Raw genomic sequence first — 23,805 nt, forward strand, 5'->3', positions numbered from 1 at the left:
GGCTCACTCCTACAAGGGATCGTGTTTCAGACCAGGGCTTTATCGAGGGCTTTTTCGATCTCGGCTTTGATCATGCCGCTCATGGCCGACATCATGATGCCCAGTTCAACGTCGACCTTGATCGAATCGTCCGCCACATGCACTGCGCCTTTCACGCCCGAGCGCTTGAGGTTCAGGGTGTCACCCGACCATTGCGGCTCCAGGCCATATTGTTCGGAGAGTTTTTGCGCCAGCTTGTCGGCCTTCTCGCGGGCGGCTTCCTTGCCCAGGTTGTGGGCACGCTCAACAGTGATTTTGGCCATTGATTGACTCCTGCTTTTTGAATGGGGCGAAAAAGATGTGTCGGTAAATCTTGACCGCTGCTGCGGCAAATCGTCCCGAGGGTTGCCCATCTTACCTTTAGCCATTCCAAGACAAAGCATGGCTTGGGGATTAGAATGTCGCGCATTCTCTTTTGGTGACAGCGATATGACTGATCAGCGCAAAGGCAGCGATGCCGAACCCACCACTCACTTCGGCTTCAAAAACGTTCCGGAAAGCCAGAAAGCGGAAAAAGTCGCTGAGGTTTTCCACTCGGTAGCCGCCAAGTACGACCTGATGAACGACCTTCTGTCGGGCGGCATGCACCGTTTGTGGAAGCGTTTCGCGATCGAACTCTCGGGCGTGCGCAGCGGTAACCGCGTGCTCGACATCGCCGGCGGTACCGGTGACCTGACCAAAAAATTCTCGCACCTGGTCGGCCCGACCGGTCAAGTGGTGTTGGCCGACATCAACGAATCGATGCTCAAGGTCGGCCGTGACCGCCTGCTCGATCTGGGTGTCGCCGGCAACGTCGAATTCGTTCAGGCGGACGCGGAAAAACTGCCGTTCCCGGACAATCATTTCGATTGCGTGACCATCGCCTTCGGCCTGCGCAACGTGACGCACAAGGAAGACGCCCTGCGTTCGATGCTGCGCGTGCTCAAGCCCGGCGGTCGTTTGCTGGTGCTGGAATTCTCCAAGCCGACCAACGCGCTGATGTCGAAAGCCTACGACGCCTACTCGTTCGCCTTCATGCCGCTGATGGGCAAGCTGATCACCAACGACTCGGAAAGCTATCGCTACCTGGCCGAATCGATCCGCATGCACCCGAATCAGGAAACCCTGAAGTCGATGATGGTCGACGCCGGTTTCGACCGCGTGACCTATCACAACATGACCGCAGGCATCGTCGCCCTGCACCGCGGCATCAAGCCCTGATGTTGCTCACCGGGCTGCTCGCCAGCGTTGAACTCGGCCTCAACCGGGTGCTGCGTCTCGACAGCACGGCGCTGCCGCGGCTGGCGCATTTGACCGGCAAGGTGATTGCCGTCGACTGCCGCAGCCCGGCGCTGCAACTGTTCATCCTGCCGAGCGACGAAGGTTTGATGCTGGCCTCGCACTGGGAAACCGGCGTCGACTGCACCCTGCGTGCGCCGGCCTCGAGCCTGATCAAACTGGCCGTGAGCAAAGACAAGACCGCGGTGTTGCACGCCCCTGAAGTCGAGCTCGATGGCGACAGCGGCGTGCTGCTGGAGCTGGCCGGTGTGCTGCAAGACCTTGAGCTGGACTGGGAGTACGAACTCTCGCGCTGGCTCGGCCCGGTCGCCACGCAATTGATCGGTGGCCACCTGCGCAGCCGCGCACGCTGGTATCAACAAGGATTTGCCAGCCTCAACCAGAACCTCGCCGAATACCTCGCCGAAGAATCGCGCACCCTTGTCGGGCAGCGCGAAGCCGAAGCGCGGTTCAGCGAACTGGACCGGATCAAACTTGATCTGGAACGTCTCGAGGCGCGTTTCGAGCGCCTTTCCCGATCCCTCGACCCAAGCGATAACGCATGAAGCTGCTCGCCGTCCGCCGTCTGTTGCGCATCCAGTCTGTCGTGATCCGCTACCGCCTCGATGACCTGCTGTTCGATCTGCCGCTGCCCTGGTTTCTCCTGGCGCTGCGCTATGTGCTGCCGTGGCGCTGGTTCCCGCGCAAGCCGCTGGATCTGAGCCGGGGCGCGCGTTTGCGCCTGGCGTTGCAGGATCTCGGGCCGATTTTCATCAAATTCGGACAGATTCTCTCGACCCGCCGCGACCTGCTGCCGGAAGACATCGCCGATGAGCTGATGTTGTTGCAGGACCGCGTGCCGCCGTTCGATTCGCAGCTGTCGATCAAGCTGATCGAAGAACAGCTCGGCAAGAAAATCAGCGACGTGTTCAGTCGTTTCGACGTCGAACCGCTGGCTTCTGCCTCGGTGGCGCAGGTGCATGCCGCGCAGCTGAAAACCGGCGAAGAAGTCGTGGTCAAGGTGATCCGCCCGGGTCTGAAGCCAATCATCGCGCAGGACTTGGCGTGGCTGTTCATCCTTGCCCGCGCCGCCGAAAAGGTCTCGGCCGACGCGCGTCTGCTGCACCCGGTCGACGTGGTCCAGGACTACGAAAAAACCATCTACGACGAGCTCGATCTGCTGCGCGAGGCGGCCAACGCCAGCCAGTTGAAGCGTAACTTCGAAGGTTCGCCGCTGCTCTACGTGCCGCAAGTCTATTGGGACTGGTGCCGGCCGAAAGTGCTGGTGATGGAGCGTATCTACGGCATTCAGGTCACCGATCTGGCAACCCTCGCCGACCAGCGCACCGACATGAAAATGCTTGCCGAACGCGGTGTGGAGATCTTCTTCACCCAAGTGTTCCGCGACAGTTTCTTCCACGCCGACATGCACCCGGGCAACATCTTCGTCAGCACCGTCAATCCGTGGAGCCCGCAATACATCGCGATCGACTGCGGCATCGTCGGCAGCCTGACCCCGGAAGACCAGGATTATCTGGCGCGCAACCTGTTCGCCTTCTTCAAGCGTGATTACCGTCGCGTGGCGCAATTGCACATCGATTCGGGCTGGGTGCCGGCGGAAACCAAACTCAACGAATTCGAAGCGGCGATACGTACGGTGTGCGAACCGATCTTCGAAAAACCGTTAAAAGATATTTCATTTGGCCAGGTGCTGATGCGCCTGTTCCAGACCGCGCGGCGCTTCAACATGGAAGTGCAGCCGCAACTGGTGCTGCTGCAAAAGACCCTGCTGAACATCGAAGGCCTCGGCCGCCAGTTGTATCCGGATCTGGATCTGTGGAACACCGCGCAGCCATTCCTTGAACGCTGGATGCGCGAGCGCGTCAGCCCGAAAGCCTTGCTGGGCAACGTGCAGAGCCAGTTCGAACAACTGCCGCATCTGGCCAACATGGCCCGCGACCTGCTCGAACGCATGTCCCAACCGCACGCCTATGACCCGCCGCCACCGTGGCATAAACGCAAGGACGACTGGTTCCTGCGCCTGCTCGGTTGCGCGCATCTGGCGGGCGGGGTGATCCTCGCCATCGGTGGCCCATTGCACGAATTGGGGCATTGGCCGGCGGGAATCATGGTGGCAGTCGGCTTGTATCTGGTCGTTCGCCGATAGCACGAATCAGCTGCAAGTTATAAGCTGCGAGCTGCAAGCCTGACGATACTGGAACACCGCAATCTGCTTTTACTTGCAGCTTGAAGCTCAAAGCTTGTAGCTGCGTTTCGGGAATTGAAGATGAAAAACTGGCTGGACGAGATCAAGTGGGACGCTGATGGCCTGGTGCCGGCGATTGCCCAGGATCACAAGACCGGACGCGTGCTGATGATGGCCTGGATGAACCGCGAAGCGCTCGAACTGACCGCTGCGGAAAACCGTGCAATCTACTGGTCACGTTCCCGTGGCAAGCTGTGGCGCAAGGGCGAAGAGTCCGGCCATGTGCAGACCCTGCATGAAATGCGTCTGGACTGTGACGCCGACGTGATCATCCTGATGGTTGAACAGATCGGCGACATCGCTTGCCATACCGGCCGTCAAAGCTGCTTTTATCGTGTCTTCGAAAACGGCGACTGGAAGACAGTCGACCCGGTTCTGAAAGACCCGCACGCTATCTATTCCGCAGGACACAAACATGAGTGACACCCTGACCCGCCTCGCTCAGGTACTTGAAGAGCGCAAAGGCGCAGCCGCCGACAGCTCGTATGTGGCCAGTCTGTATCACAAGGGCCTGAACAAGATTCTGGAGAAAGTCGGCGAAGAGTCGGTCGAAACCATTATTGCCGCCAAGGACGCCGCCATCAGCGGCGACTGCAGCGACGTGATCTACGAGACCGCCGACCTGTGGTTCCACAGCATGGTCATGCTCGCCCAACTGGGGCAGCATCCACAGGCCGTGCTGGATGAACTGGATCGTCGCTTCGGCCTGTCCGGACACGTCGAGAAAGCCTCGCGTCCGTCCGCCTGAACAATTTTTAGAGAGGAACAGCAACATGGGCATTTTTGACTGGAAACACTGGATCGTCATCCTGGTTGTCGTGGTGCTGGTGTTCGGCACCAAGAAACTGAAAAACCTCGGCACCGACGTTGGCGAGTCGATCAAGGGCTTTCGCAAAGCCATGAACGACGACGAAAAACCGGCCGCTGATCCTACCGTGACGCCTGCACAGCCAGTGCCACCGGTGCAGCCGCAAGCCACCGCTCAGGCCAACCCGCCGCACACCATCGACGTGCAGGCGCAGAAAGTCGAAGAGCCGATCCGCAAAGACGTGTGAGCACTGACTAATGTTTGGTATCAGCTTCTCTGAACTGCTGCTCGTCGGCCTCGTGGCCCTGCTGGTGCTGGGCCCCGAGCGTCTGCCGGGCGCTGCGCGCACTGCTGGCCTGTGGGTCGGTCGGCTGAAGCGCAGCTTCAACGCGATCAAACAGGAAGTTGAACGTGAAATCGGTGCCGACGAGATCCGTCGGCAACTGCACAACGAGCACATTCTGTCGCTGGAGCAGGAGGCGCGGAAGATTTTCAGCCCGGTTCAACAGGAACCGACGCCGGTTGAGCATGTGGGTCAGCAGACGATTCATGCGCCCGCTGCACCTGCTCCGACACCTGCACCTGCTGCCGTTGTAGCGCCGACAGAAACCGTGCCCGCTACTGCAGAAACTTCGGTTGAACATGTATCTCCAACCGCCGCGCCGATCACACCTGCGCCTCACGACACCACTTTGCCGCCGCGAGCCCCATGAGCGATCTCCCCGAAAACGACCAGCACATGCCGCTGGTTTCGCACCTCACCGAGTTGCGCACCCGCCTGCTGCGTTGTGTGGCGGCGATCTTCATCATCTTCGCCGGGCTGTTCGCCTTCACCCAGCAGATCTACACCTTCGTCTCGACGCCGCTGCGCCAGTACCTGCCGGTCGGCGCGACGATGATCGCCACCGACGTGTCGTCGCCGTTCCTGACGCCGCTGAAGCTGACGATGATGGTCTCGCTGTTTCTCGCGATCCCGGTGATCCTGCATCAGATCTGGGGCTTTATCGCGCCGGGCCTGTACAAGCATGAGAAACGCATCGCGGTGCCGCTGCTGGTGTCGAGCATTCTGCTGTTCTACACCGGCATGGCGTTCGCCTATTACTTCGTGTTCCCGCTGATCTTCAAATTCTTCGCCGCGGCCACCCCGGCCGGCGTGGAAATGATGACCGACATTGCCAGTTACCTCGATTTCGTCATGACGCTGTTCTTTGCCTTCGGCGTGGCGTTCGAGATTCCGGTGGCCGTGGTGCTGCTGGTGTGGATCGGCGTCGTTGACGTCGCCTATCTGAAGAAAATCCGTCCGTACGTGATCATCGGCTGCTTCGTGGTCGGCATGATCCTGACGCCGCCGGACATTTTCTCGCAAACCCTGCTGGCCGTGCCGATGTGGATGCTGTTCGAAATCGGCATCCTGTTCGGTGGTTTGATCAGCAAGCGCGAACGTCCGGACGAGAACCCGGCCGACGACCATAACGACCAGCCGCCAGCGACCCAGGCATGAACCTGCTGTTGCTCGAAGAGGCCGACTTTATCGCGGCCGACCGCGTGGTGCTGCGTGATCGGCGCTTGACGCACATGCAGGAAGTCCACCGTTCGGAAGTCGGTGACAGCCTGCGCGTTGGCCGTATCAATGGGCTGATGGGTTCGGCTGAACTGCTGCGCCTCGAAGCGGGTGAAGCCGAGTTGCGCGTCAGCCTCGATCAGCCACCGCCGGCCAAGCTGCCGCTGACGCTGGTGCTGGCCCTGCCGCGCCCGAAGATGCTCCGCCGGGTGTTTCAAACCGTGGCGACCATGGGCGTGTCGAAGGTAATTCTGGTCAACAGCTATCGGGTCGAGAAGAGTTTCTGGCAGACGCCGTTTCTTGAGCCTGAGGCGATTCGCGAAAATTTGATCCTCGGCCTCGAACAGGCGCGCGACACCGTGCTGCCGGAGATCATCATCGAGAAGCGCTTCAAGCCTTTCGTTGAAGATCGGTTGCCGGCGATTACCGACGGCACCCTCGGTTTGGTCGGCCATCCGGGTAACTATCCGCCGTGCCCGCGCGCCTTGAGCGAACCCGTGACCCTGGCCATCGGCCCTGAAGGCGGCTGGATTCCCTACGAAGTCGATCTGCTGGCCAAGTCCGGCCTGCAACCGGTGCAACTGGGCGAACGTATCCTGCGCGTCGAAACCGCCGTCACCGCCCTCCTCGCCCGGCTCTTCTGATTCTTCGCACCAGATAAATGGTGTTACAGATTGCCATCATTCGGCCGATACCTTCTCCATAAGTCCAATTAGTGGTCCGAAGGGAGTGGTCGCATGTACCGTTGGTTAGCCGAGAGTCTTGGAAACGTCAGCGTCAAACGCAAGCTGGGCATCGGTTTCGGCCTGGTGTTGTTGCTGACACTGTTGATCACCTTCACCGGCTGGACCGGCATGAACGGCATCATCAGCCGTGGTGACAAACTCGGCTTTATCTCTAGCCTTAACGAGCTGACCAAGGACCTGCGCCTCGCGCGCATGGACTACGACATGCGTCGCGGCGAGCAGGGGCCGGGCACGGTCAACGAATTCCTGAGCAAACTCGAAAGCGGTCTGCAATCGGCACGCGGCATGATCGAGCAGCCGTCCGATGTGGCGATGGTCGATCAACAATTGGCGGCCGTGGCCGAATACAAGCGTGCCTTCGGCGAAATGACACAGGCCACCGTGCAACGTGAAGACGCACGCAGCAAACTAGGCGCCAATGCCGACAATGCCGTGGCCAAGGTCGGCGAGGTCGAGAGCGCACTGCTGCAAGGCGACAGCGTCGCGCAATACAACGCGGTGATCGAACTGAGCAAACTGCTGCAGCAAGCGCGATATCAGGTGCGCGGTTACACCTACAGCGGCAAGGCCGATGCCGAGCAACCAGCCCTGACCGCGATCGACAATGCCCTGAAAAACCTCGAAAGCCTGCCGTCTCGCGTCCCAGATCAGCATGTCGCCAACCTGCAGCAAGCCACCGACTCGCTTAAGGCTTACCGTGCAGCCGTGGCTCAATTCCGTGATTCTCAAGTAAAAAACGCTGCAGCACTGGCCAACATGTCTGCTCAGGGCGACATTTTGATCGCCGTCAGCAAGAAACTGACTGAATCGCAGACCGTGGTTCGCGACACTGACGCCGCACGCGCCAAGAACCTGCTGCTGATCGCCACCGCGCTGGCCGTGGCGTTCGGCTTGCTGGCCGCTTGGGCGATCACCCGCCAGATCATCATCCCGCTGAACCAGACCCTGAAAGTCGCCGAGCGCGTCGCTGCCGGTGACCTGACCCACAATCTGGTGTCCCTGCGCCGCGATGAACTGGGCCAACTGCAACGCTCGATGCAGAGCATGACCCAAGGCCTGCGTGAACTGGTGGGCGGGATCAGCGATGGCGTCACCCAGATCGCCAGCGCCGCCGAAGAACTTTCGGCCGTGACCGAGCAGACCAGCGCCGGGGTCAACAATCAGAAAATCGAGACCGACCAGGTCGCCACCGCCATGAACGAAATGGCCGCCACCGTGCAGGAAGTCGCGCGCAACGCCGAAGAAGCTTCCGAAGCCGCCGTTGCCGCTGACCAACAGGCTCGCGAAGGCGACAAAGTGGTGGGCGAAGCGATCGCACAGATCGAGCGTCTGGCCGTTGAAGTCGGCCACTCCACCGAAGCCATGGGCGAGCTGAAGCGCGAAAGCGACAAGATCGGCAGCGTCCTCGACGTGATCAAATCCGTGGCCCAGCAAACCAATCTGCTGGCCCTAAACGCGGCCATCGAAGCGGCGCGTGCCGGTGAAGCCGGGCGTGGGTTTGCCGTGGTTGCCGATGAAGTGCGCAGCCTCGCCCAGCGCACGCAGAAGTCCACCGAAGAGATCGAAGAGCTGATCGTCGGCCTGCAGAACGGCACTCAGCAAGTGGCAACGATCATGGACAACAGCCGCACCCTGACCGACAGCAGCGTTGAGCTGACCCGCCGCGCGGGCGGTTCGCTGGAAAGCATCACCCGCACCGTGTCGGCGATTCAAGCGATGAACCAGCAGATTGCGGCAGCGGCCGAGCAGCAAAGCGCGGTAGCTGAAGAGATCAACCGTAGCGTGTTGAATGTGCGGGATGTCTCGGACCAGACGTCGGCGGCGAGTGAAGAGACCGCGGCTTCCAGCGTTGAGCTGGCGCGCTTGGGCAACCACCTGCAGATGCTGGTGGGGCGCTTCAAGGTTTGAGGTGATTGATTTGCCTCGGTTCGCTGTGGACCGAGGTGATGCTATCGCTGGCAAGCCAGCTCCCACAGTGAAAGTGTTGAACACAAACTTCGTGATCGACTACAAACCCTGTGGGAGCTGGCTTGCCAGCGATGGCGTCCGAGAGGACGCCGCAGTTACAGAACCTGACGCAAGAAGGCCTGCGCGCGCGGATCCTTCGGCGCATCAAAGAACTCCGCCGGTGCGGCATCTTCCAGCAACTTGCCGTGATCGAAAAACAACACCCGATCCGCCACTTCCCGGGCAAAGCCCATTTCGTGGGTCACGCAAACCATGGTCATGCCTTCCACGGCCAGGTTCTTCATCACGTCCAGCACCTCGCCGACCATTTCCGGGTCGAGCGCCGAGGTCGGCTCATCGAACAACATGACCTTCGGCTCCATCGCCAGCGCCCGGGCGATTGCCACGCGCTGTTGCTGACCGCCGGACAGGCGTGACGGAAACTCGTTGGCCTTCTGTGCAATCCCGACCTTTTTCAGCAACTCCATCGCCTTGGCTTCGCGCTCTTGCTTGCCGCGCTTGCGCACGACTTTCTGCGCCAGACAGAGGTTTTCCAGCACGGTCATGTGCGGGAACAGGTTGAAATGCTGAAAGACCATGCCGACTTCGCGGCGGTAGGCGTTGACGTCGGTTTTCGGGTCGGCCAGTTGCAGGCCGTCGATGCTCACCGAACCGGAATCGAATTCTTCCAGGCCGTTGAGGCAACGCAGGAAGGTCGACTTGCCGGAACCGGACGGGCCGATCACCACCAGCACTTCGCCCTTGGCCACCGTGGTGCTGACGTTATCCACCGCGCGCACCACTTGCCCACGGGTGTCGAAGACTTTTACCAGATCGCGGACTTCAATCACTTTGCGCGAGCCTCCGCTCAAGCCGGCTGGCGATTTTCGACAGCGGCAGGTTGATCAACAGGTACAGGCCGGCAACGCAGAACAGAATCTCGAACGGCGAGAACGAGGTGGTGATGACTTCACGGCCGCTTTTCAGCAGCTCGGTGATGGCGATCACCGACACCAGCGAGGTGTCCTTGACCAGACTGATGAACTGCCCGGCCAGCGGCGGCAGCACGCGTTTGAACGCTTGCGGCAGCACCACGTGACGCATCGATTGACCGGCACTCAGACCGAGCGAACGCGCCGCTTCGTTCTGGCCACGGGCAATCGTTTGCACGCCGGAACGGATGATCTCGGCCACGTAGGCGCCAGTGAACAGCGACAGCGCGGCGATCCCGGCGAACTCGCGGGACAGGTTCATCACCGTGCCGATGAAGAAATAGAAAATGAAAATCTGCACCAGCAGCGGCGTGCCGCGTACCAGTTCAACGTAGATCGTCGAGAGGTCGCGCAGGGTCGGGTTGCTGGACAGGCGGCAGAGGCCGGTGACCAGACCTATCAGCAAACCCAGGACACCGGAAACGACTGACAGCCAAAGCGTCGTCCACAGGCCCCACAACAGCGGTCCTGCCGCCCAATGGCGAGTCACGCCCACGACGTCACCTTCGGCCACATCGTCGCCCTGAGCGAATTGCAGGCTGTTCTCGTCGACGGTCAGGTGCTGCTCGTCACCGACGTCATTACGCAGGGTGACTTGCGCGCTGCTGCCCTTGCGCACCAGTTCGGTGACGGTGGAAATGTCAGTGGCACGCTGGGTTTCTTCGGCCTGATAGGCGAAGTACTGCGGCACGCGGTTCCAGCGCCATTCGTAGGACATCAGCGACGTCGCGTAATACAACGCGCCGGCCAGGCCGACCAGCACCAGCACGGTGAGGACGTGCCAGGGCCATTGGGCTTTTTTCTGTTTCATTGCAGGTTCCGGATTTTGTGTTGCTCTGGATGGCCCCTTCGCGAGCAAGCTCGCTCCCACAGAGGAACGCATTCCAAGGTGGGAGCGAGCTTGCTCGCGAATGAAGCGACTCGGTCTATCTGACCGGGCTTATTCCATGTCCTTGAGCCAGTCGGTGCTCTTGAACCACTTGTCATGGATGCGATCGTAGGTGCCGTCTTCGTGGATCTGGTGCAGGAAGTTGTTGATGAAGTTGAGGCTGTCGTAGTCACCCTTCTTCAAACCGAACGCCAATGGCTCGTAGGTGAACGGCTTGTCGAGGAACACCAGTTTGCCGGCGCCGACTTTGGTCACCGCGACCACGTTGTAAGGCGCGTCGTAGATGAAGGCGTCAGCCTTGCCGTTGACCACGTCAAGCACGGCTTCCTGCTCGTTGTCGTAGCCGTGGTACTTGGCTTTGGAGATCAGCTTCTTGGCGACCATTTCGCCGGTGGTGCCGAGCTTGGAGGTGATGCGGTAGTCGGCGGTGTTCAGGTCTTTGTACGACTTGATGGTGCCTTCCAGCTCCTTGCGGATCAGCAGGGTCTGACCGACCACGATGAACGGTTCGCTGAAGTTCAGGCGCAGGTTGCGTTCCTGGGTCAGGGTCATGCCGCTGCCGATCATGTCGAACTTGTCGGTCATCAGCGCCGGGATGATGCCGTCGTAACCGGTGGAAACCAGCTCCAGCTTGACGCCCATGGCCTTGGACATGGCTTTGAGGATGTCGACTTCGAAACCGATGATTTCGCCGCGCTTGTTGGTCATTTCAAACGGCATGTAGGTCGGATCCATACCGACTTTCAACGTGCCGCGCTTGACCGCGTCATCGATTGCACCGGCCTGCGCCGCATTGACTGCAACCAGTGCCGTGACGCCGACCAGCAGCATCGACAGATACTTCTTCATCTTCAAGTCCCCAAAACCATTGCGTTTGCGGCGCGAAAACCAACAGTGACGGGCAAAAAAGCCCGGGTGCGCCAATTCGGGGACGGATGCTAACGCACTCGTTTTTTTGCACAAGGTTTAATGGACGATTTGTTTAACAATCAAGAGCTGACCCTCATCGGAACGCCGCCCGCCCAGCCCTCTCCCGGAGGGAGAGGGGGCCGACCGAGGGGTCTCAAGCTATACGCCGACCTGAAAGATCGAGTCGATTATGGATTCAACGCAGAAAGATCAGGTCGGCGTATCTCGAACATCCAACTCGGTCAGTCCCCTCTCCCTCTGGGAGAGGGCTAGGGTGAGGGGCTTTTCGGCGCCATAAAAAAACCCCGCTGAATCAGCGGGGTTTTCTCATCAGGCCGGCTGAGCCTGCAAGCTCACCGGTCGCAACGGCAGCAGCGGCGCATGCGGATCGGCTTTCACCGAAGCCCGCCAGGCATCCAGCCACTCAGCGAGACCTTCAGCCCAAACCTGCTCATGCAGACGCGCCAGCGCCACAGGGTCGCTCAGCAGTTGCAGACGATCATGGTTGTTCAGCCCGGCCGGGCCAACCTTGATCGCGTGACGTACTCGTTCCTGACGCAGCCACTCGATCGGCTCGGCCTGACCGTGACGCGAGGTCGCCAGCGAGCACGCCAGAGCGTTCTGCTGAGGATCGACCACCGCGCGGACGAAGCCGTCATTGAGGGCGTGGTAACGGTTTTCGTGGGTGTACTGATCGGTCGCCAGCAGAGCCTGTGGCGGATTGTATTCCTCAGGAATGAGGAACAGGCTCTCGTCACGGGACTTCAGGCCCAGACCGACACGGCTGGAAATCACCGACACCGGGATCGACAGCATCAGCGAACCGACGATCGGCACCAGCCACCAGAGGAAGCTCGGGTTCAGCCAGATCACCAGCAGCGCCCAGCAGAAACCCAGCAGGGTCTGCGGACCGTGGCGTTTGACCGCTTCGCTCCATGGCGTCGAGTCGTCGTCACGCTGCGGGGAATTCCAGGTCGCCGCCCAGCCGAGGAACGCGGCAAGGACGAAACGGGTGTGGAAAATCATCCGCACCGGCGCCAGCAGCATGGAGAACAACATCTCCAGCAGCATCGACAGGGTCACCTTGAACTTGCCGCCGAACTCTTTCGCGCCCTTGGCCCAGATCAGGATGATGCTCAACAGTTTCGGCAGGAACAGCAGCACGATGGTCGTCGAGAACAGCGCGATTGCCTTGTCCGGGTGCCATTGTGGCCACAGTGGATAGAGCTGACGCGGTTCGAGGAAGTACTGCGGCTCCATCAGCGTGTTCACCGCCAGCAGCGCGGTCGATAGCACGAGGAAGAAGAACCACAACGGCGCCGACAGGTACGACATCACGCCGGTGAGGAACACCGCACGGTGCACCGGGTGCATGCCTTTGACCAGGAACAGACGGAAGTTCATCAGGTTGCCGTGGCACCAGCGACGGTCACGCTTGAGTTCGTCGAGCAGGTTCGGCGGCAGTTCTTCGTAGCTGCCCGGCAGGTCGTAGGCAATCCACACGCCCCAACCGGCACGGCGCATCAACGCGGCTTCAACGAAGTCGTGAGACAGAATCGCACCCGAGAACGCGCCTTTACCCGGCAAAGGCGCCAAGGCGCAGTGGTCGATAAACGGCTTCATGCGGATGATCGCGTTGTGACCCCAGTAGTGGGATTCACCCAACTGCCAGAAGTGCAGACCGGCAGTAAACAGCGGGCCGTACACGCGGGTGGCAAACTGCTGCATGCGCGCATACAGCGTGTCCATGCCCGACGCACGCGGCGCGGTCTGGATGATCCCGGCGTCCGGCGTGGCTTCCATCAAGCGCACCAGACTGGTCAGGCACTCACCGCTCATCACCGAGTCGGCGTCGAGAACGACCATGTACTTGTAGTCACCGCCCCAGCGACGGCAGAAGTCGTCGAGGTTGCCGCTCTTGCGCTTCACACGACGGCGACGGCGACGGTAGAAGATCTTGCCGAAGCCTTTGGCTTCGCGACAGACATCCAGCCAGGCCTGTTGCTCGGCCACGCAGATATCGGTGTCGTTACTGTCGCTGAGCACGAAGAAGTCGAAACGATCCAGATCACCGGTGGCAGCCACCGATTCGAACGTCGCGCGCAGACCGGCGAACACGCGCGGTACGTCTTCGTTGCAGATCGGCATGACCAACGCGGTACGCGCGTCTTTGGCAATCGGCTCGTTGCCGGCGCTTTTGCCGGAGATACGGTATTTATCGTGACCGGTGAGCAACTCGAGGAAGCCCATCAACGCCGTCCAGAAACCGGCCGACACCCAGCAGAACAGAATCCCGAACAGAATCAGGATGCTGGTTTGCAGCGCATACGGCAGCACTTGCGTAGCGGTTTGCAGCAGCGGCTGGTGCAGGACTTCTTCCAGATCAACGAACGACCAGCCCTGGTACGGCATGATGCCTTTCATGTACCAGCCGGCAACGATGGTCTGGCCAAGCATCAGCAGCAACAGAATGTAGCGACGGATCGAACCGACGGTGCGCCAGCGCGCGGCCGGCAGGACGTTTTCGTCTTTCGGCGGTTGTGGCGGGTTGGTGCGGCCGGTCATACGGCGCCAGCCACGCACCAGAATATTGGTGCGCCACGGCTCCGGCACGACCTTGGTCCGACGGATCGGCGGCGTTGCCTTCATGCTGACGCGACCGCTGGCGTCGAGCACCAGCATCTCCGCGTCTTCCAGCTCTTCGGCGGTGCTCAGGGTCAGGCGCTTGCCCACCGAAGCCTGGGCGGCCTCGGCAGGAGCGTCGAACGTTGAAGACGACAGGCGTTCATGCAGCTCGCTGAACGACTGGCAGCCCGCGAGTTCCGCGCGCTGCTCGTCGGTCATCGGCAGATGCGCCAGATACTCGGACAGAGTCTCTGGCTGTACTTGAGAGTTACTCATCGGCAGGCAACTGATAGCTCCAGGTCTCGGTCAGGACTTCTTCAGTCGGTGCCGATTCCGGTGTGGCTGGGGCCGCGTCCGCAGCAACTGGCTGCTTGGCGTCTTTGTTGGCCTTGTCCTTGGCATCTGCAGCTGGCTTGGCGTCGGCCTGTTTGGCCTCGGCGGCTTTGGCTTCCTTGTCGATTTTCTCTTGTTGCTTGGCGGCAACCTTGTCGGCCTTGGCAACGGACGAGTTGGACGCCGGTACCGAAGACTTGGCCAGATCAGCCGTGACGATTGGCTGCACCAGGGCGGCACGCATCTCGGTCGACTTGCTCGCGTCCTTGATCTTCATCCGCAGGGTCAAGCGCCAGCCTTTGGTTTCCGGGTTGTAGCGCACGCTGTTTTCAACCAGTTCGGCGTTGTCGCCGACACTGACCTGACTGCGCACGTCGGCATCCGGTGCCAGGGCGGCCAGCGATGGACCTTCGAAGTCGACCAGATAGGCAACGCTGCCATCCGGCTGACGGATCAGGTTCGATTGCTTGACGTCACCGGTCGAACGCAGAGTCTGCGAAACCCAGGCGCTGTCCGGCGCATGAATCGCCGCTTCGTCCATGGTCCAGTGCATGCGGTAAGCGAAGTCCAGCGGCTGACCCGGCTCCGGCATTTTTTCCGGGCTCCAGAACGCAACGATGTTGTCGTTGGTTTCGTCGGCGGTCGGAATTTCTACCAGATCAACGGTGCCTTTGCCCCACTCACCCTTCGGCTCGATCCAAGCGCTTGGGCGCTTGTCGTAGCGATCGTCGAGGTCTTCGTAGTGGCTGAAGTCGCGGCCACGTTGCAGCAAACCGAAACCACGCGGGTTCTCGATGCTGAAGTTGCTCACGGCCAGGTGTTTCGGGTTGTTCAACGGGCGCCAGATCCACTCACCGTTACCGGCATGGATCGACAGACCGCTGGAGTCGTGCAGTTCACGACGGTAGTTGAGGACTTTCGACGGCTGGTTGGCGCCGAACAGGAACATGCTGGTCAGTGGCGCGATGCCCAGTTTGCCGACCTTGTCACGCAGGAACATCTGCGCTTTGACGTCGACAATGGTGTCGCTGCCCGGACGCAGGATCAGACGGTAGGCACCAGTAGCACGCGGCGAATCGAGCAGAGCGAAGATCACCAGATGCTTGTCGCCCGGCTTCGGCTGTTGAATCCAGAACTCGCGGAAACGCGGGAATTCTTCGCCCGACGGCAGCGCGGTATCAATCGCCAGACCACGCGCCGAGAGGCCGTAGGTGTGGCCCTTGCCGACAACGCGGAAGTAACTCGCGCCGAGCATGGTCATGATTTCGTCTTGTTTGTCGGCCTTGTTGATCGGGTACAGCACACGGAAACCGGCGTAGCCCAGTTGTTCGGTGGCTTTCGGATCGAATTTCAGGTCGCCGAAATCGAAGCGCGTCGGATCGTATTTGATCTCTTCGACGGTGTTCGCTGTGATTTCGTTGATTTTCACCGGCGTATCGAAGTGCATACCCTGGTGATAGAAGGACAGTTTGAACGGGGTCTTCTGATCAGCCCACTCAGCCTTTTCGGTGAGGAAGCGGATTTTCTGATAGTCCGCGAACTTCATGTCGCGGAATTCGTTCGGCAGATTGCTGCGCGGGGCTTCGAACTTCTGCCCGGCCAGTTCTTTAGCTTTCGCCGATACATCGTCAAGATTGAACGCCCAAAGCTGACCGGCGCTGAGCAGGCACAGGAGCGCCGAACCCGCTACCAGGGCACTTCGCATGCGTTTGGCAGACATTTTTGCTGCATTACAGGGACTAACAATCACGAGCAACCCTCGCCGAAAACAGATCAAAAAACCAACGGCTAGCTATCTATATGCCAGGTTGGCGAGCATTGTTCCGACTCCGCAGGGGCAAAATGATTCCCCAATCGGATCCGGACAAGTCTCTACCTAAGTGAAAATGGATCAGCGAACGCTGATCCCAGTGCGCGCGATTATCTAGTAGCCCGCATGACAACGCATCAGGGGTAACAAAGTATTTATCGCGAAAACACCCTAAAAACAGTCGAAACTTCCCAAAAAGGTGTTTCAAGCGCATTCAGGTCTGTAACAAAAAGGTAACCGGGCCATCGTTGACCAAATGCACCTGCATATCGGCGCCGAATCTACCTGATGCCACAGTGCCATGCACCTGTTTCGCACTGCTCAATAGATAGTCGAACAATTCCTCGCCCAAGGCTGGAGGCGCGGCCGTCGAAAAGCTCGGGCGCAACCCGCTTTTGGTGTCGGCCGCGAGGGTGAACTGCGAGACCAGCAGCAGCCCGCCACCGACATCGGCGAGGGACAAGTTCATCTTGCCCTCCGCATCACTGAATACCCGATAGTTAAGCAGCTTATGCAGAAGTTTGTCGGCGCTGGCACGCGTGTCGTCGGGTTCCACCGCTACCAGCACCAACAAACCATGATCAACAGCGCCAACCACCTCACCCGAGACTTCGACTCTTGCTGCGCTTACGCGCTGTAAAAGCCCTTTCATGCTTCTTCGGGCGGCAGGTCGAGCAGGCGCCGGGCCATGTTGCCCGCGGCGCGCACCAGTGCATCGGTGATGCCCGGTTCAGAGGCCGCGTGACCGGCATCACGGATCACCTGCAGTTCACTGTTCGGCCAGGCTTGATGCAGTTCCCAGGCATTGTCGAGCGGGCAGATCACGTCGTAGCGACCGTGAATGATTACGCCGGGCAAATGGGCGATTTTGCCCATGTCGCGAATCAGCTGGTTCGGCTCAAGGAAAGCGTTGTTGGTGAAGTAATGGCATTCGATCCGCGCGATCGACAGCGCGCGCTGCGGCTCGGAGAAGCGATCGACCACCAGCGGGTTCGGCCGCAGGGTCGCGGTGCGCCCTTCCCAGGTCGACCAGGCTTTGGCCGCGTGCATCTGCGCAATCTGATCGTTGCCGGTCAGACGTTTGTGGAAAGCGCTGAGCAGGTCGTCGCGCTCGTCCAGTGGGATCGGTGCGATGTAATCCTGCCAGTAATCGGGGAACAGACGGCTGGCACCCGCCTGATAGAACCACTCGATTTCCTGCGGACGGCAGAGAAAGATCCCGCGCAGGATCAGACCGTGAACGCGCTCAGGGTGGGTTTGCGCGTAAGCCAGCGCCAGGGTCGAACCCCACGAACCGCCGAACAGCACCCATTTGTCTATGCCCAAATGTTTGCGGATGCGCTCAAGGTCAGCGACCAGATCCCAAGTAGTGTTGTTCTCGAGGCTGGCATGCGGCGTGGAGCGCCCGCAACCGCGCTGGTCGAAGGTGACAATGCGATACAGGTTCGGATCGAAATAGCGACGGCTCTGCGCGTCGCAACCGGCGCCCGGACCGCCGTGGATGAACACAACCGGCAAACCCTCCGGTGAACCGCTTTCGTCGACGTACAGCGTATGGGTGTCATCGACAGCCAGATCGTGCCGGGCGTGAGGTTTGATCTGCGGAAACAAAGTCTGCATTGCGCGCTCCGTAAAGGGTCGAGGTCATCCCTGGGGGGACTTCTATTATTCTGCCGTTGGGCATCATAAACCCGATTTACGTCAATGAGCATGCTCCAGAGCAGTCACCGTTTGTCAGCCGTAAACTTCGCAGGCTGGACACCAGCCTGTGGGAGCGAGCCTGCTCGCGAATGCGGTGTGTCATCCAACGTAGATGTTGGCTGAACGGACGCCTTCGCGAGCAGGCTCGCTCCCACAGGAGTTATGCGGCGTAGTGAGACTTTGCCCACGCCAGATAGCCCTGCAGCAACTCTTTGAGCACCACCCGCGTCGGTTCGGCCAGATCCGCGCGGTAGCGAAACGGCTCGAACTCTTCCATGTAGGTGCTCTGGCACAACTCCAGTTGCACGGCGTGAATGTTCTGCGCCGGGTTGCCGTAATGGCGGGTGATGTGGCCGCCCTTGAAGCGGCCGTTGAGCACGTGGCTGTAATCAGCGTGGCGCGCGCAGATCGCTTCCAGTTGCGTAGCCAATTGCGGATCACAACTGGCGCCATTGAAGGTGCCGAGGTTGAAGTCCGGCAGTTTGCCGTCGAACAGGTGCGGGATGATCGAGCGGATCGAGTGCGCATCGAACAGCAGCGCGTAACCGAACTCGGCCTTCAATCGCGCCAGCTCTTCTTGCAGCGTGCGGTGGTAAGGCGTCCATATCTGCTCCAGATAAGTCGCGCGCTCTTCTTGCGACGGCTCGTGGCCTTCGCGGAACAACGGAATGCCATCGAACAGCGTCGCCGGATACAGCCCGGTGGTCGCCCCGGCGTACAGCGGCTTGTCGTCGGACGGACGATTCAAATCGATGACGAACCGCGAGTACTCAGCCGCCAACGTGCTCGCGCCCAGTTCTTCGGCGAAGTCGTACAGCTGCGGAATGTGCCAGTCGGTGTCCGGCAGGCTTTTCGCGTCCGCGATCAATCCGGCTTCCACCGCTGGGGTCAGGTGCACACCGGCATGCGGCATGCTGATCAGCAGCGGCACGCGACCTTGTTTGAAGTTCAGAACCTTATCCACAACCGCTCTCCTACAGACTTGATTCGACGCCGTGACGCACGACGCGTTTGTCCAGATCACCGCCGAGCCAATAGGCCAGATCCGCCGGACGATCGATGTGCCAGGCAACGAAATCCGCGACCTTGCCGACTTCCAGCGATCCGTGGGTATCCGCCATGCCCAACGCCTGCGCGGCATGAATCGTCGCGCCGGCCAAGGCTTCTTCCGGGGTCATGCGGAAACAGGTGCAGGCCATGTTCAACATCAGCCGCAATGACAGCGCTGGCGAGGTGCCGGGGTTGAGGTCGCTGGCAATGGCGATTTTCACTTTGTGTTTGCGCAGGGCGTCCATCGGTGGCAACTGGGTTTCACGCAGGAAATAGAACGCGCCCGGCAGCAGCACCGCGACGGTGTCGGATGCTGCCATGGCGATGGCGTCGGCTTCGTCCATGAACTCCAGGTGATCGGCGGACAGCGCCTTGTAACGCGCGGCAAGACTGGAGCCGTGCAGCGACGACAGTTGTTCGGCATGCAGTTTCACTGGCAGACCGAGTTTTTGTGCGGCGATGAACACGCGTTCGACTTGCTCAGGAGAGAACGCCAGGTATTCGCAGAACGCGTCCACGGCGTCGACCAGTCCTTCGGCGGCCAACGCAGGCAGCATTTCGGTGCAGATCAGATCGATGTAGTCGTCGGCGCGATCCTTGTATTCGGGCGGCAACGCGTGGGCCGCCAGGCAGGTGCTGCGCACGCTGATCGGCAGCTCTTTTTCCAGGCGACGGATGACGCGGAGGATCTTGCGCTCGTTGGCCAGATCAAGACCGTAGCCGGATTTCATTTCGACCGTGGTGACGCCGTCGCGCATCAGGCTTTTCAGACGTTTGGCGGCGCTGGCGAACAGCTCGTCTTCAGTCGCTTCGCGCGTCGCACTCACGGTGCTAGCGATGCCGCCGCCGGATGCTGCGATTTCGGCATAGCTGACGCCTTGCAGACGTTTTTCAAATTCGCCGCTGCGGTTGCCGCCGAACACCGTGTGGGTGTGGCAGTCGATCAGGCCGGGGGTGACCCACGCGCCTTGCAGGTCATTGACCGCCGGGTATTCGCCGGATGGCAGTTGATGGCGCGGGCCGATCCACTCGATGAGCGCACCGGACGTCACGATGGCCGCATCTTCGATGATCGAGTAGACGCCCTGCGCCATGGTTGCGACGTGACAGTGTTGCCAGAGGGTTTTCACTGTTGGCCTCCGTTGGGGCTGGTTTGGTGGGCGGCCCTGAAAAGCCCCTCACCCTAGCCCTCTCCCGGAGGGAGAGGGGACTGACCGGGTTGTTCTGTCGAGGTACGCCGACCTGGAATTTCTGTGCCGAACTCAGGCCTGAAGCTCACCGAGATCGGCTCCCTTTCACTCTCTCTCACGGAAGAAAAAGGACTGACCGTGTTGCTCTGTCGAGGTACACCGACCTGAAAATTCTGAGCCGAACTCAGGCTCTGAAAACCATGAAGATCGGCTCCCTTCCCCCTCTCCCCCAGGGGAGAAAAAGGACTGACCGTGTTGCTCTGTCGAGGTACACCGACCTGAAAATTTTGAGCCGAACTCAGGCTTTGAAAACCACGAAGATCGGCTCCCTTCCCCCTCTCCCCCCTGGGGGAGAGGGCTGGGGTGAGGGGGATCGATTTCACTAACAACAAAACTCCCCCTGAAAACACACTTACAAACTAGGCAGCAACTTCGCCGAAACCAGCTCAGTCAGACACCGCGAAGCCAACAACTCAGTCGCCGCATTGATGTCCGGTGCAAAGAAGCGGTCCTTCTCATAGAACGGCACTTCCTTACGCAAAATCGCCCGCGCCTGCTCCAGCTTCGGCGAAGTCTTCAGACCGTTACGCAGATCCAGGCCCTGCACTGCCGCCAGCCATTCCACCGCGAGAATCCCGCGGGTGTTTTCAGCCATTTCCCACAAACGCTTGCCCGCCGCAGGAGCCATCGACACGTGGTCTTCCTGGTTGGCCGAAGTCGGCAGGCTGTCCACCGAATGCGGATGCGACAAGGCCTTGTTTTCGCTGGCCAGTGCCGCTGCCGTCACTTGAGCAATCATGAAGCCAGAGTTCACACCACCGTTGGCGACAAGGAACGGCGGCAGTTGCGACATGTGCTTGTCCATCATCAGCGAAATACGGCGTTCGCTCAGCGAGCCGATTTCAGCGATGGCCAACGCCATGTTGTCAGCAGCCATGGCCACCGGTTCGGCGTGGAAGTTACCGCCGGAAATCACGTCGCCTTCTGCGGCGAAGACTAATGGGTTGTCGGAAACGGCGTTGGCTTCAACGGCCAACACTTCAGCGGCCTGACGGAACTGGGTCAGGCAAGCGCCCATGACTTGCGGCTGGCAACGCAGCGAATACGGATCCTGAACCTTCTCGCAGTTCTGGTGCGAGTCAGAGACTTCGCTGCGCTCACCGAGCAGATCACGGTAAGCGGCAGCCGCGTCGATCTGGCCTTTCTGACCACGTGCGGCGTGAATGCGTGCATCAAACGGCGAACGCGAGCCCAATACTGCTTCAACGGTCAGACCGCCCAGCGCCAGTGCGCCCGCGAACAAGTCTTCACCTTCAAACAGACCGCGCAGAGCAAACGCTGTGGAAACCTGAGTACCGTTGAGCAGCGCCAGACCTTCTTTAGCCGCCAGAGTCAGCGGGGTCAGGCCAGCAACTTTCAGCGCTTCAGTAGCTTCCATCCACTCGCCCTTGTAACGCGCCTTGCCCTCGCCCAGCAGCACCAGCGACATATGCGCCAACGGTGCCAGATCACCCGAAGCGCCCACCGAACCTTTCAGCGGAATGTGCGGATAGACCTCGGCATTGATCAGCGCAATCAGCGCATCGATCACCACACGGCGAATACCGGAGAAACCACGGCTGAGGCTGTTGACCTTGAGCACCATGATCAGCCGCACCAGCTCATCGCTGATCGGCTGGCCGACACCCGCGGCGTGAGACAGCACCAGCGAGCGCTGCAGGTTTTCCAGGTCTTCGCTGGCGATGCGCGTCGAGGCCAGCAGGCCGAAACCGGTGTTGATGCCGTAAGCGGTGCGATTCTCGGCGAGGATCTGCTCGACGCAGGCAACGCTGGCTTCGATCTGTGCCGAGGCGCTGTTGTCGAGGCTCAGCTTGACCGGGTTCTGGTAGACGTCACGCAGTTGGGCCAGGCTCAGTTGGCCGGGAATCAGGTTCAGCGCAGTCATTTTGTGCTCCTTTTGAGAGTTTGTTATTAACTCGCCAGACGCTCCGGAGATGTCCGTTGTCCGTCGCGTCTCGCCTTTTGGGGAGTCGCGCCTTGGCACGCTGGCGTGGGTATTTTTCAGTGCAAATTCGGTAAAGCGTTGCGCAGCAGATTCGGGGCTTTCAACACGCTCGCAGCAGCAGCGATATCCGGCGCCAGCCAGCGATCCTGATCGTAGGCCGGAACTGTTTCGCGCAGCAGTCGCCACGCGCGGTCAGTGCCCACGCCAAAGCGCTGTTCCTTGAGAAATTCAAACGCTTGCGCCGCCAGCAGATATTCGATAGCGAGGATCTGCGTGCAGTTTTCCAGCGCACGATGCAGCTTGAGCGCAGCGTTGGTGCCCATGCTCAAGTGGTCTTCCTGCAGGCCCGAGGTGATGTAGTTGTCGAGCACCGCCGGTTGCGCCAATTGGCGGTTTTCCGCACACAGCGAGGCGGCAACGTATTGGACGATCATCATCCCCGAGTTCACCCCCGGATTGGCCACCAGAAACGCCGGCAGACCGCTGACGTGCGGGTTCACCAAACGATCGAGGCGACGCTCGGCAATCGAGCCGATCTCGGCCATGGCAATCGCCAGCAGGTCCGCCGCCATTGCCACCGACTGCCCGTGCGGGTTGGCTTGCGACATCACCCGGAAGTTGTCCGGTGTGCCGAGCAACAGCGGGTTATCGGTGCAGCCGTTGAGCTCGGCTTCGACCTGTTTGATCGCATGTTCCAGTTGATCCCGCGCAGCGCCGTGCACCTGCGGGATCGAGCGGATGCTCAGCGCATCCTGAGTACGAATGCCTTTGCTCGACGCGATCACTTCACTGCCATCGAGCAAGGCGCGCAGATTGATGCCGACCTGCTGCATGCCCGGGTGCGGTTTCAGCGCGATGATCTCGGCATCGAACGCATCGATCTGGCCGCGCTGGGCTTCGAAACTCATTGCGCCGATGACATCGGCCCACTGCACCAATCGCGTTGCGTCGGCAATCGCCAGACAGCTGAGGCCGGTCATGCACGGCGTGCCGTTGACCAGACACAAACCGTCTTTTGCGCCGAGTTGCACGGGTTGCAGGCCTTCTTCGGCCAGCGCCTGTTGCGCCGAGGTGATCTGCCCGCGATAGCTGACATTGCCGACGCCGAGCAGCGTGATGCCGATGTGCGCCATGTGAGTCAGGTAACCGACCGAGCCTTGCGACGGCACTTGCGGGGTAATGCCGCGATTAAGCAGCGCCAGCAGCGCTTCGACGACCCGGCGGTGGATGCCGGATTTGCCGTGGCTGTAGTTGTGGATCGCCGCGCAGATGATCGCTCGGGTCTGCTCGTCGGTGAGCACCGGGCCGACGCCGCAAGCGTGACTGAGCAGGGTGTTGCGCGAGAGTTGGCTGAGCTGTTCGTCTTTAAGCGAGACGTTGGACAAGCCGCCCAGGCCGGTGTTGACGCCATAGGCGCGTTCGCCGCTTTCGACGATGCGCTGGACGATGCCTTGGGCGTTTTCGATGCGCGCCCAGGTGTCGCTGGACAGCTCGAGTTGAGCGCCGTGACGGGCGACGGCGACCACGTCCTGCCAACGCAGGGGGGCGCCGGTGATAACGATTTTTTCAGCCTGGGACATCATTAACCTCATCCGAACATTGATGCAGCTTCACCGACGCTATCGCGAGCAGGCTCATTCCTACAGGGGTACGCATTCCAACTGTAGGAGTGAGCCT

General features: G+C 60.4%; 22 protein-coding genes and 1 pseudogene. 11 read left to right on the plus strand and 12 right to left on the minus strand.

The window, feature by feature from the left end; translation table 11 throughout:
* Positions 1-26: 26 nt before the first annotated feature.
* Positions 27-302: a polyhydroxyalkanoic acid system family protein gene (locus ACW9IR_RS18475; RefSeq protein WP_077570393.1), complete on the minus strand. Its 276-nt coding sequence runs from the start codon at positions 300-302 to the stop codon at positions 27-29.
* A gap of 166 nt (positions 303-468) precedes the next feature.
* Between ACW9IR_RS18475 and ubiE the strand changes: the two genes are divergently transcribed.
* The 11 genes and pseudogenes from ubiE to ACW9IR_RS18530 all read left to right on the plus strand — a co-directional run bounded on the left by ubiE (position 469) and on the right by ACW9IR_RS18530 (position 8,585).
* Entirely contained in the window at positions 469-1,239 is a 771-nt protein-coding gene (gene ubiE / locus ACW9IR_RS18480; RefSeq protein WP_008080626.1) for a bifunctional demethylmenaquinone methyltransferase/2-methoxy-6-polyprenyl-1,4-benzoquinol methylase UbiE, read from the plus strand.
* A complete protein-coding gene (locus tag ACW9IR_RS18485; RefSeq protein WP_064117077.1) occupies positions 1,239-1,862 on the plus strand; it encodes a ubiquinone biosynthesis accessory factor UbiJ in 624 nt (207 codons plus the stop codon). Before ubiE ends, ACW9IR_RS18485 begins: the two co-directional genes overlap by 1 nt.
* The gene (gene ubiB, locus ACW9IR_RS18490) at positions 1,859-3,463 is read left to right on the plus strand and encodes a ubiquinone biosynthesis regulatory protein kinase UbiB (RefSeq protein WP_108224325.1); all 1,605 of its coding nucleotides are present in this window, start codon (positions 1,859-1,861) and stop codon (positions 3,461-3,463) included. Before ACW9IR_RS18485 ends, ubiB begins: the two co-directional genes overlap by 4 nt.
* Positions 3,464-3,583: 120 nt before the next feature.
* Complete coding sequence (gene hisI / locus ACW9IR_RS18495; RefSeq protein WP_007909357.1) at positions 3,584-3,985, plus strand: phosphoribosyl-AMP cyclohydrolase; 402 nt, start codon at positions 3,584-3,586, stop codon at positions 3,983-3,985.
* The gene (locus ACW9IR_RS18500) at positions 3,978-4,310 is read left to right on the plus strand and encodes a phosphoribosyl-ATP diphosphatase (protein ID WP_003220849.1); all 333 of its coding nucleotides are present in this window, start codon (positions 3,978-3,980) and stop codon (positions 4,308-4,310) included. The genes hisI and ACW9IR_RS18500 overlap by 8 nt, the downstream gene beginning before the upstream one ends.
* 25 nt (positions 4,311-4,335) lie before the next feature.
* Positions 4,336-4,617 (plus strand): twin-arginine translocase TatA/TatE family subunit, encoded by a 282-nt coding sequence (locus ACW9IR_RS18505; RefSeq protein ID WP_003220847.1) that lies wholly within the window; start codon positions 4,336-4,338, stop codon positions 4,615-4,617.
* A 10-nt stretch (positions 4,618-4,627) separates the two neighbouring features.
* Positions 4,628-5,083 carry a Sec-independent protein translocase protein TatB gene (gene tatB / locus ACW9IR_RS18510; RefSeq protein WP_102899531.1) on the plus strand — a complete coding sequence of 152 codons (456 nt, stop codon included), beginning with the start codon at positions 4,628-4,630 and terminating at the stop codon, positions 5,081-5,083.
* Positions 5,080-5,871 carry a twin-arginine translocase subunit TatC gene (gene tatC, locus ACW9IR_RS18515; RefSeq protein WP_007909342.1) on the plus strand — a complete coding sequence of 264 codons (792 nt, stop codon included), beginning with the start codon at positions 5,080-5,082 and terminating at the stop codon, positions 5,869-5,871. Before tatB ends, tatC begins: the two co-directional genes overlap by 4 nt.
* Positions 5,868-6,575 (plus strand): 16S rRNA (uracil(1498)-N(3))-methyltransferase, encoded by a 708-nt coding sequence (locus tag ACW9IR_RS18520; protein WP_102899532.1) that lies wholly within the window; start codon positions 5,868-5,870, stop codon positions 6,573-6,575. Before tatC ends, ACW9IR_RS18520 begins: the two co-directional genes overlap by 4 nt.
* Before the next feature lie 210 nt (positions 6,576-6,785).
* Positions 6,786-7,730: pseudogene (locus ACW9IR_RS18525) on the plus strand (methyl-accepting chemotaxis protein); the annotation flags it as partial.
* A 141-nt stretch (positions 7,731-7,871) separates the two neighbouring features.
* Complete coding sequence (locus ACW9IR_RS18530) at positions 7,872-8,585, plus strand: methyl-accepting chemotaxis protein (protein ID WP_401047196.1); 714 nt, start codon at positions 7,872-7,874, stop codon at positions 8,583-8,585.
* A 155-nt stretch (positions 8,586-8,740) separates the two neighbouring features.
* On the opposite strand, the gene ACW9IR_RS18535 is transcribed toward ACW9IR_RS18530, so the two are convergent.
* From ACW9IR_RS18535 to hutH (ACW9IR_RS18585), 11 genes are all read right to left on the minus strand, one after another.
* Positions 8,741-9,475: an amino acid ABC transporter ATP-binding protein gene (locus tag ACW9IR_RS18535; protein WP_110719494.1), complete on the minus strand. Its 735-nt coding sequence runs from the start codon at positions 9,473-9,475 to the stop codon at positions 8,741-8,743.
* The gene (locus ACW9IR_RS18540; RefSeq protein ID WP_457464565.1) at positions 9,468-10,427 is read right to left on the minus strand and encodes an amino acid ABC transporter permease; all 960 of its coding nucleotides are present in this window, start codon (positions 10,425-10,427) and stop codon (positions 9,468-9,470) included. Before ACW9IR_RS18540 ends, ACW9IR_RS18535 begins: the two co-directional genes overlap by 8 nt.
* Positions 10,428-10,556: 129 nt before the next feature.
* Positions 10,557-11,354, minus strand: coding sequence for a transporter substrate-binding domain-containing protein (locus ACW9IR_RS18545; protein WP_457464567.1), 798 nt, complete (start codon positions 11,352-11,354; stop codon positions 10,557-10,559).
* A 390-nt stretch (positions 11,355-11,744) separates the two neighbouring features.
* Complete coding sequence (gene mdoH / locus ACW9IR_RS18550) at positions 11,745-14,315, minus strand: glucans biosynthesis glucosyltransferase MdoH (protein ID WP_102899536.1); 2,571 nt, start codon at positions 14,313-14,315, stop codon at positions 11,745-11,747.
* Positions 14,308-16,092, minus strand: coding sequence for a glucan biosynthesis protein G (locus tag ACW9IR_RS18555; protein ID WP_163004807.1), 1,785 nt, complete (start codon positions 16,090-16,092; stop codon positions 14,308-14,310). The genes mdoH and ACW9IR_RS18555 overlap by 8 nt, the downstream gene beginning before the upstream one ends.
* A 304-nt stretch (positions 16,093-16,396) precedes the next feature.
* Complete coding sequence (gene dtd, locus ACW9IR_RS18560; RefSeq protein ID WP_095120743.1) at positions 16,397-16,834, minus strand: D-aminoacyl-tRNA deacylase; 438 nt, start codon at positions 16,832-16,834, stop codon at positions 16,397-16,399.
* A complete protein-coding gene (gene pip / locus ACW9IR_RS18565; protein WP_008080611.1) occupies positions 16,831-17,802 on the minus strand; it encodes a prolyl aminopeptidase in 972 nt (323 codons plus the stop codon). Before pip ends, dtd begins: the two co-directional genes overlap by 4 nt.
* Before the next feature lie 241 nt (positions 17,803-18,043).
* Positions 18,044-18,847, minus strand: coding sequence for an N-formylglutamate deformylase (gene hutG, locus ACW9IR_RS18570; protein WP_110720637.1), 804 nt, complete (start codon positions 18,845-18,847; stop codon positions 18,044-18,046).
* A 10-nt stretch (positions 18,848-18,857) separates the two neighbouring features.
* Entirely contained in the window at positions 18,858-20,063 is a 1,206-nt protein-coding gene (hutI, locus tag ACW9IR_RS18575) for an imidazolonepropionase (RefSeq protein ID WP_110720638.1), read from the minus strand.
* A gap of 472 nt (positions 20,064-20,535) precedes the next feature.
* Positions 20,536-22,068: a histidine ammonia-lyase gene (gene hutH / locus ACW9IR_RS18580; protein WP_457464571.1), complete on the minus strand. Its 1,533-nt coding sequence runs from the start codon at positions 22,066-22,068 to the stop codon at positions 20,536-20,538.
* A 116-nt stretch (positions 22,069-22,184) separates the two neighbouring features.
* Positions 22,185-23,708, minus strand: coding sequence for a histidine ammonia-lyase (gene hutH / locus ACW9IR_RS18585; protein WP_457464573.1), 1,524 nt, complete (start codon positions 23,706-23,708; stop codon positions 22,185-22,187).
* Positions 23,709-23,805 lie beyond the last annotated feature (97 nt).

The organism is Pseudomonas sp. SDT291_1_S447 (assembly GCF_054070155.1).